The following is a 7,806-nucleotide window of genomic DNA, read 5'->3' on the forward strand; positions in this document are numbered from 1 at the left end:
ACGTAAAATGACATTTGCGAAGCTTTTAAATGAGGGATAAAACATGAAAACAATGAATGATTTATTTATATTAGAAGGCATGAAAGAAAGTGTTGTCCTGGCAGGTCACAGAGGACTCACACGGAATGTTCAATTTGTTAATATATCAGATACACCTGATATCATCCAATTTTTAGATAGTAATCATCTGCTTCTAACAACTGGTTATGCTTTCAGTGGTGATATTCAACAATTTTCTGCATTGATTAAACAAATGCACGAATTAAATTGTTCTGGCATAGTCATCAAAATTAACCGATTCTTAAAGGAATTGCCAACAGAAATTAAATTACTTGCTGATGACTTAGCTTTTCCCATTATCGATCTTCCTACAAAGCATACTTTAGGGGAAGTTTCCCGTCATATTTTGAATTATTTAAATGATTCTGAAACCGAACAGCTTTATTATGCCCTTCATGTTCAAAAAGAGTTCTCTGATATGCTGATAAAAGGATATAGTTTGACTGCGCTAATCGAACAATTAGGTCATTTTCTTACACGGCCGACCCTATTATTGAATCATCGAGGAGAAAAAATCGCCCATAGTCATGATTTCCGAATGGATTCAATGAAAATTGTTGAACAGGAAATTATTCAAAAGGTAAAAGAAGATTTAGCTGCTGCTAGAGAAGGAGCCACATTTGTCATTCCATCAAGAGAGCATCAATCCATTTCTACCTTTCCTGTACAAACAAAGAGGCAATACCCTAGCATGCTCGTTATAATTGATTCTTTAACTTTGCCTTATCCTTCTTCACAAATGGCAATCGAACAGGCCGGCAATGTTATTTCCTTTACGATTATAAAAGAACAGGCAATTGAAGAAAATTCAAGAATATTAAAAAATAATTTCTTTGATGATCTTATTGAAATGAGAATCCACTCCGATGAAGAGATTTTAAGCAGGGCAAATTATTATGGGCTGAAAGAGAACATGGATAATATTTGTATAATCTGCTCCATTGATCCACAAGGTCAAAATTATCAAGCTTTGCAATTATATGAAAAAAAGGCTGGGGAGTTATATAATAGTATTTATGATCAGCTCGAAGATGAAATCATTCACAGTAAAATGGATGCCATTTTATTTTCGAAGGAAAAATACTTTGTCATGATTATGCAATTCTCCAATTTTAGTGAAACAGATTTAAATAATGTAACAGAATTTATCGCAAGCTGTCAAAACAGTTTGCAGGGTGACTATTCAATTTCTTTCGGGGTTAGCAATGCAGTTCATTCACTCAAAGATATACCAACTGCTTATTTCGAATCTGTAGAAGCAATCATGAACGGCTATGAAATGAATAGGCAAGGATTCATCAACTTCTATAAGACGAAAGAACTTGAAGAATTACTTAATGTTATTCCGAAAAAAGATCTAAGAGCTCTTTACGAAAATACCTTAAAGTCGCTTGCCTATCCTAAGACAAAAGAAGATCAGGAATTAGTTAAAACGATACAAGTTTTCCTTGATTCCCAATGTGAAATTTCCGAGACGTCTAGAAGATTGTTTATCCATAGAAATACAGTTAAGTATCGAATTGAGAAAACGGAAGAAATGCTTAATTGTTCTTTTCGCGACCCTCAAGATTCACTGCGAATTCGCGTTGCGTTAATTATCGGAACCATTCTTAATGAACATGAACAATAATTTATAAACAAAAAACCAAAGCCCTGATTTTTAGGGCTTTGGTTTTTTGTTTTATTGCTTATGCATTAGCTTTTGTTTTTACGTTCTCCGTGATTTTTCCATTTTCAAAAACAACTTCACCATTGACAATTGTTGTTTTGACTTTTCCTTTAAATGTCATGCCAACATAAGGTGAATGTTGATGACGGTAGAATAAGTCCTCTTTTTTTAATTCAAAGGTTTCGTTTAAGTTGATAATGGCTAAGTCTGCATCGTATCCAGCTTCAATTTTTCCTTTACTTGAAAGACCGAATAGTTCCGCTGGGTTTGTCGCTGTCAATTCAACAATTTTTTCTAAAGGCAGATTGCGTTTGAAATGCCCTTCAGTCAACATAATATTTAATGTTGATTGAGCACCAGAGATACCGCCCCAGCCTTCGAAATAGTTGTCTGTAATTGTTTTCATAGATGCAGGTGCTGGTGAGTGGTCAGAAGCGATGACGTTAATTTCACCATTCGCTACAGCAGCCCATAGATCTTCGACTTCTTCTTCATCACGCAATGGAGGGCAGCATTTTGCTAATCCGCCTTTTTCTTCTAAATCTTTTACAGTTAAAGCAAGATAGTGCGGGCAAGTTTCGACCGTAATATCTACGCCTCTTTGTTTTGCTTCTGTAATAACTTCCACTACTTTTCGGCTGCTTGCATGAACAACATGCAGCTTACAGCCAGTTGCTTCAGCATAAGAGATAATTCTTCTAACTGCTTCAATTTCAGAAATAATCGGCCTTGATTCAACAAAATCCCTTGCTGACGTTTTGCCTTCACTTTGCTTTTCTTTTGCTAACTGATCACAAATAACTGTGCTTTCAGCGTGAACTGCCAATAAAGAACCGAAAGATGCAATCTTCTTCATACCTTTGAAAATGGTTTCATCGTCAACATGGTTGAAATCCGCAATTCCGCTTGGTGACATAAAGGCTTTAAAGCCAATAACACCATTTTCGTGAAGCTCTTTAAGGTCAGCAATATTTTCTGGTACGAGTCCGCCCCAGTAATATGGATTTACGATAGATTTCTCATCAGCACAAGCTTTTTTTAAATCTAAATTTGCTTTATTGATCGTTGGAGGCGTGCTGTTTAATGGCATATCAAAGAAAGATGTTGCCCCGCCAGCAGCTAAACTTCTGCTTCCCGTTTCAAGACCTTCCCATTCCGTTCTTCCTGGCTCATTAAAATGAACATGCGTATCAATTAATCCAGGAAGAATATGTAATCCTTCTGCGTTAATTTCTTTTTCTGCAGCTGCTTCAATAGATTTACCAATAGATACTTCTTGAATTTTTCCATCCTTGATCGCGACATCACCTTGAACGACTGATTCCGCAGTTACAATTGTACCGTTTTTGATAATTAAATCATAAGTTGCCATATTTCCCTCTCCCCAACATTTTTTTAACCCTTTGCCATTGTCGATCGCCGACAATAGCAAAGGGTATCTATATATAGGACTATAAAGAATTATTTTACTGAAATAAGTTTTCCGATAGGGCTTCCGACAATTCCCTTTTCTAAATCGAACACGATATTTCCGCGGACAATTGTTTTTGTTACACGGCAATCAATTTTTCTGCCTTCATATGCACTATGTTTGTTTTTATAATACAGGTCTTCTCTTTTTACAACATAGGATTGGTTAGGGTCAACTAAAATAATATCAGCATCTTTTGAAACGGCAATTTCACCTTTATGTGTAATATTAAAGCGTTCTGCCGGATTTGTTGCGATTAATTCAACAAACTTATGAACTGGTAAGCAGCGTTGTTTAACAGCTAAATCAAACATAAGATCAACATTATTTTGTGCTCCGCTAATACCACCCCATGCTTCCCAGAGATTTCCTTGTTTTAAGTCCTCAGTACAAGGAGAATGGTCAGATGTGAGCCAGTCGATATTCCCGTTAAGAAGCTCATCCCATAATTTCGCTTGATCTTCTGCTTTTCTGATTGGAGGCTGACATTTTGCTCTAGGACCAATTTCATCAACTTGTTCAGCAGTAAAGGCAAAGTAGTGCGGGCAAGATTCAACTGTTACATCTACACCTTCTTCACGAGCTTTTAAAATAGCTTGAACAGCCTCTGACGTACTAATGTGAACTAAATGCAATTTACAACCAGTTTCTTTAGCGAAAAGGATCGCACGTTGAACAGCGTCCACTTCTGTAAAAACAGGGCGTGATTCCGCATATTCTACTCCAGAGTTTTTGCCTTCTCTCGCAAATTCTTTAGCAAGACCAGATGTAACCGATGGATTTTCCGCGTGAATGCATAGCAGCTGATCTAATTCCGCTAATTTTTGCATACCTTTATATAATGTGTAATCATCCACATTTGTGAAATCACCTGGCACATCACTAGTGATATCAGATAAGAAGCATTTAAATGCAAGGACACCCGCATCCGCTAATTCTTTCAGCTTGTCCAGATTTTCTGGTACAAGTCCTCCATAAAAAGCGTAATCAACATAGTTTTGATCAATAGCTGCTTCAAGCTTAAGATCTAAAGCTTCTTTATTGATTGTTGCTGGAAGAGCATTAAGCGGCATTTCAACATAGCTTGTTGTACCGCCAGCCGCTAATGATTTTGATCCTGTTTCAAATCCTTCCCATTCAGTACGACCAGGTTCACTAATATGAACATGTGTATCAATCATTCCTGGCATAACATATTGTCCACTTGCATCGATAACTTCTTTTGCATCATCAGTAATTTGTTGTGCAATGCAAGAGATTTTTTCATCTTTAATTCCGATATCAACTTTGTAAACTCCATCACGTAAAACAACATTCCCATTTTTAATTACTACATCAAAAGTCATCATAATTCCCCTTTCAATTTTCAAAAAGTTATATGGAATAACTAAAAGTTATTTCATCTCATAAAGCTTGCACTAATTTTGAATATGATCCTTAATTTATCTGTTACCTTCATTTAATTTTGGCGTTTTTTCAAACAAAGTCCCTTTAGCATGGGGCCATTCTAGCAATGTATAAATAATAAACGCTGATATAATTCCGATAAACCAAGAAATATCGTAAAGCGGCTTTAGAAATGGTATGAAATTCCCAATCAAACAAATAACACCTGCTATAATCGTTGTTACGATGGCATTTATATTAAACCCATTTCTATAATTGTATTGGCCGTTTTTTGCATATAATTCGTTCAAGTCAATATTCGTTTTGGATATGACAAAATACTGAGCTAACATGACCCCTGTTACTGGAGCTAATATTCCGGCAATAATATTTAAAAAGGTAAAAATACTTGTTGCATTTTCCATAAGCTTCCACGGCATAACTAGAATTCCGATGACAGCTGCAATCATGGCACCCGTTTTGAAAGTCAGTTTTTTTGGAAATAAAGATGCTAATTGGTAACCAGCTGGAACAATATTACCTGTTACGTTTACTGATAAAGTCGTTAAGCATAAAGTAAGAACTGAAATAGCGATTGCAAACGTTCCTTCAAAACGAGCAACAACATCAAGTACGTTCCAGATCGGAGTTCCGAAAGCAATTTCAGATCCGACAATAATTGCGATGCTCGCCACTGCAAATAATAAGTACGCTACAACGAGCCCGACTGTTTGTCCAATTGCTTGTTCCTTCGTTGAGCGAGCCATCCTTGTGAAATCTGAAACGTTTACAATCGGTGCTGCCCATGCTGCAATTACTGCTGTTACAGCCGCGAAAAAGATAATCAGTTTATTTCCGTGAAATCCCGATCCAGTATAAGCTAGTATAGGTCCAATCCCGCCGGCTAAGTTAATAGCCCAAATGGCCATTCCAATAAAAACGATGTAAACAAGGGGTGAAAGGATTTTTGCGAATTTTCCTAAAAACCCTATTCCTCCGTATATTAATGCCACATTGAATAACCAGAATAGTAAAAATGAAATCAAAGCTGGCAATGATAAACCTAATAAGTTCCAATCTCCACCTAATGTTAAATATGTAGGCCAAAGTTTTCCAATTAAGATCGATAATGCCTGGCTACCTGCGTACGTTTGAAATCCGAACCACATGATTGCAGCTATCACTCCTCTTAATACTCCTGGAATCATTGCACCTTTATTTCCATATGATAAGCGCAATAACATTGCAAATGGCAAGCCGTACTTTGATCCAGCATGACCATTTAGAACTAGCACTGCAGCAATAATAATGGAAGCAACCATGATGGCTAAAAAAACTTGGCTAACTGACAAGCCTAATGCAAAAAGGCCACCAATAGCAATATAGTTTGGAATGTTATGAACAGAGCCCATCCAAATGGTAAAAAAGTTTCCTATGCCCCATTTTCTTTCTTCTTCCTTTGTTGGTAAAACGTCTTCACTATAACCAGAAGCTTTTACTTGCTCTCTATTAAAGTGATTCAACAGAATCTCCTCCTTAAATAGTTCCAATCATCGGAACCTCGCTTTCGTTCAAGTTCATCTTCTGCTAAACTTATGTTTAGCGTACCTGCTTAAAAAAATGCAAAAGGTTTTTGTTCAATATTGAACAAAAATGTTTTTACAGGTTTATTATTTAATCTGTCATGACTATTATTATAAATTGATTTTCAACAAACTTCTTTATGTTTATTAAACAAAAGAATTATTATTTATTATTTACTTTGTATAAGGAACCCTCCGGTTATATTCACTTAAGACAAAAGGTTGTATGTTTTGCACAATGACTAAAATTAATATTTCAGTATAGTTTTAAGAATACTTTTAAATAGTTGTTCATCAAAAAACAAAATGCACACGAGATCACATACCATCTCGTGTGCATTTAAGAACATATGTAAATCCCTCTGTGAAAAGTATTATACAAGTTCTTTTACTTTAGTAACTCCATTAATAACATAATTCGGTTCTTCGCCATTTAATACTTTCACAATATTCCCGGCAGCCATCTCAGCCATTTTATCACGTGCTTCAAAGGTTGCATTTCCAATGTGTGGGGTTAGGACAACATTTTTCAGTTTCTTTAAGCGCTCACCAATCTCAGGCTCAAACTCAAATACATCTAGCGCAGCCCCTTCTATCATATTATTTTCTAAGGCATTAATAAGAGCTGCTTCTTCAACAATTGGACCATGTGCACAATTAATTAAATAGGCTGTTGGCTTCATCATTTCAAATTGTCTCGTACTGAACATATGTCTATTGCATGTATTGTATGAACAATTGATTGTGATAAAGTCAGATTTGACAACTAATTCATCAAATGTAACATAAGTAGCATTTAATGCTTTTTCGACTTCTGGAGTTTGCTGTCTTATATTACTGTATAATACTTTCATATCAAAGGCAGCTGCCCGTTTGGCTACCGCCTGACCAATTTGACCAAAACCGATTATTCCAATTGTTTTCCCAGTAACTTCTCGACCGCGGAAGTATGTAGGCGCCCAGCCATTAAACCCGACGGTTCGGCACACCTCATCACCTTCGGCTACCCTTCTTGCTGCCGCTAATAAAAGGGCAATCGTTAAGTCAGCTGTTGCTGCTGTTGAAGCAATGGGCGTATTCGTTATTGGAATTCCTTTGGAAGCCGCATATTCAAAATCTATATTATTAAACCCAGCGCCATAGTTTGCGATAATCTTTAATTTGGGTGCCTCATCGATCATTTCTTGGCTTACAGGTGTTGATAATAAACTTAATAGGGCGTCCTTATCTTTTATACGTTTCTTCAATTCTTCCTCGGAAATTAATTTTTCTCCTTCAAATACTTCAACTTCATGATCCTTTGACAATATTTCCAATCCTTTTTCTGGAATTTCGCCTGCCACTAAAATTTTTGCCATTTTCTTACACCTCTTCTTATTTTAGTTTGTGAATGTTTTCACAAATTTTATACTTTAATTATATTTTGTTTGCATAAGAATGCAATTGTATTCTAATCTTTTCACACAAATGTCATACTTTCCCAAAGGCGCTGTCAGTAGGATTTAATAAGATAAAGCTGATTTGAACAGTAAAAAATGATGAGTAAAACATTTCTTCAGTTCATATTTTTATTACTGTCAAATATTGTTCAAATTTTAGGTCTTTAAAAAAAGAAAAAAAAGAGTTAAGATATGTAT

The 7,806-nt window shown here is 35.9% G+C and carries 5 protein-coding genes; 1 reads left to right on the plus strand and 4 read right to left on the minus strand.

What is annotated here, in order from left to right:
• The first annotated feature begins 43 nt into the window (after positions 1-43).
• Positions 44-1,690, plus strand: coding sequence for a PucR family transcriptional regulator (locus tag V7127_RS18510; protein ID WP_335488471.1), 1,647 nt, complete (start codon positions 44-46; stop codon positions 1,688-1,690).
• Positions 1,691-1,748: 58 nt separating this feature from the next.
• Here V7127_RS18510 and V7127_RS18515 read toward each other — a convergent pair whose 3' ends face one another.
• The 4 genes from V7127_RS18515 to V7127_RS18530 all read right to left on the minus strand — a co-directional run bounded on the left by V7127_RS18515 (position 1,749) and on the right by V7127_RS18530 (position 7,527).
• A complete protein-coding gene (locus V7127_RS18515) occupies positions 1,749-3,101 on the minus strand; it encodes an allantoinase (protein ID WP_335488474.1) in 1,353 nt (450 codons plus the stop codon).
• An 89-nt stretch (positions 3,102-3,190) separates the two neighbouring features.
• Positions 3,191-4,546, minus strand: a complete 1,356-nt coding sequence (allB, locus tag V7127_RS18520; RefSeq protein WP_335488482.1) for an allantoinase AllB — start codon at positions 4,544-4,546, stop codon at positions 3,191-3,193.
• A gap of 96 nt (positions 4,547-4,642) precedes the next feature.
• Positions 4,643-6,109: an allantoin permease gene (gene allW, locus V7127_RS18525; RefSeq protein WP_335348149.1), complete on the minus strand. Its 1,467-nt coding sequence runs from the start codon at positions 6,107-6,109 to the stop codon at positions 4,643-4,645.
• Positions 6,110-6,543: 434 nt separating this feature from the next.
• Entirely contained in the window at positions 6,544-7,527 is a 984-nt protein-coding gene (locus tag V7127_RS18530) for an NAD(P)-dependent oxidoreductase (protein WP_335355310.1), read from the minus strand.
• Positions 7,528-7,806 lie beyond the last annotated feature (279 nt).

Source organism: Bacillus sp. JJ1773, assembly GCF_036962035.1.
Classification (GTDB): Bacteria; Bacillota; Bacilli; order Bacillales; family Cytobacillaceae; genus Cytobacillus.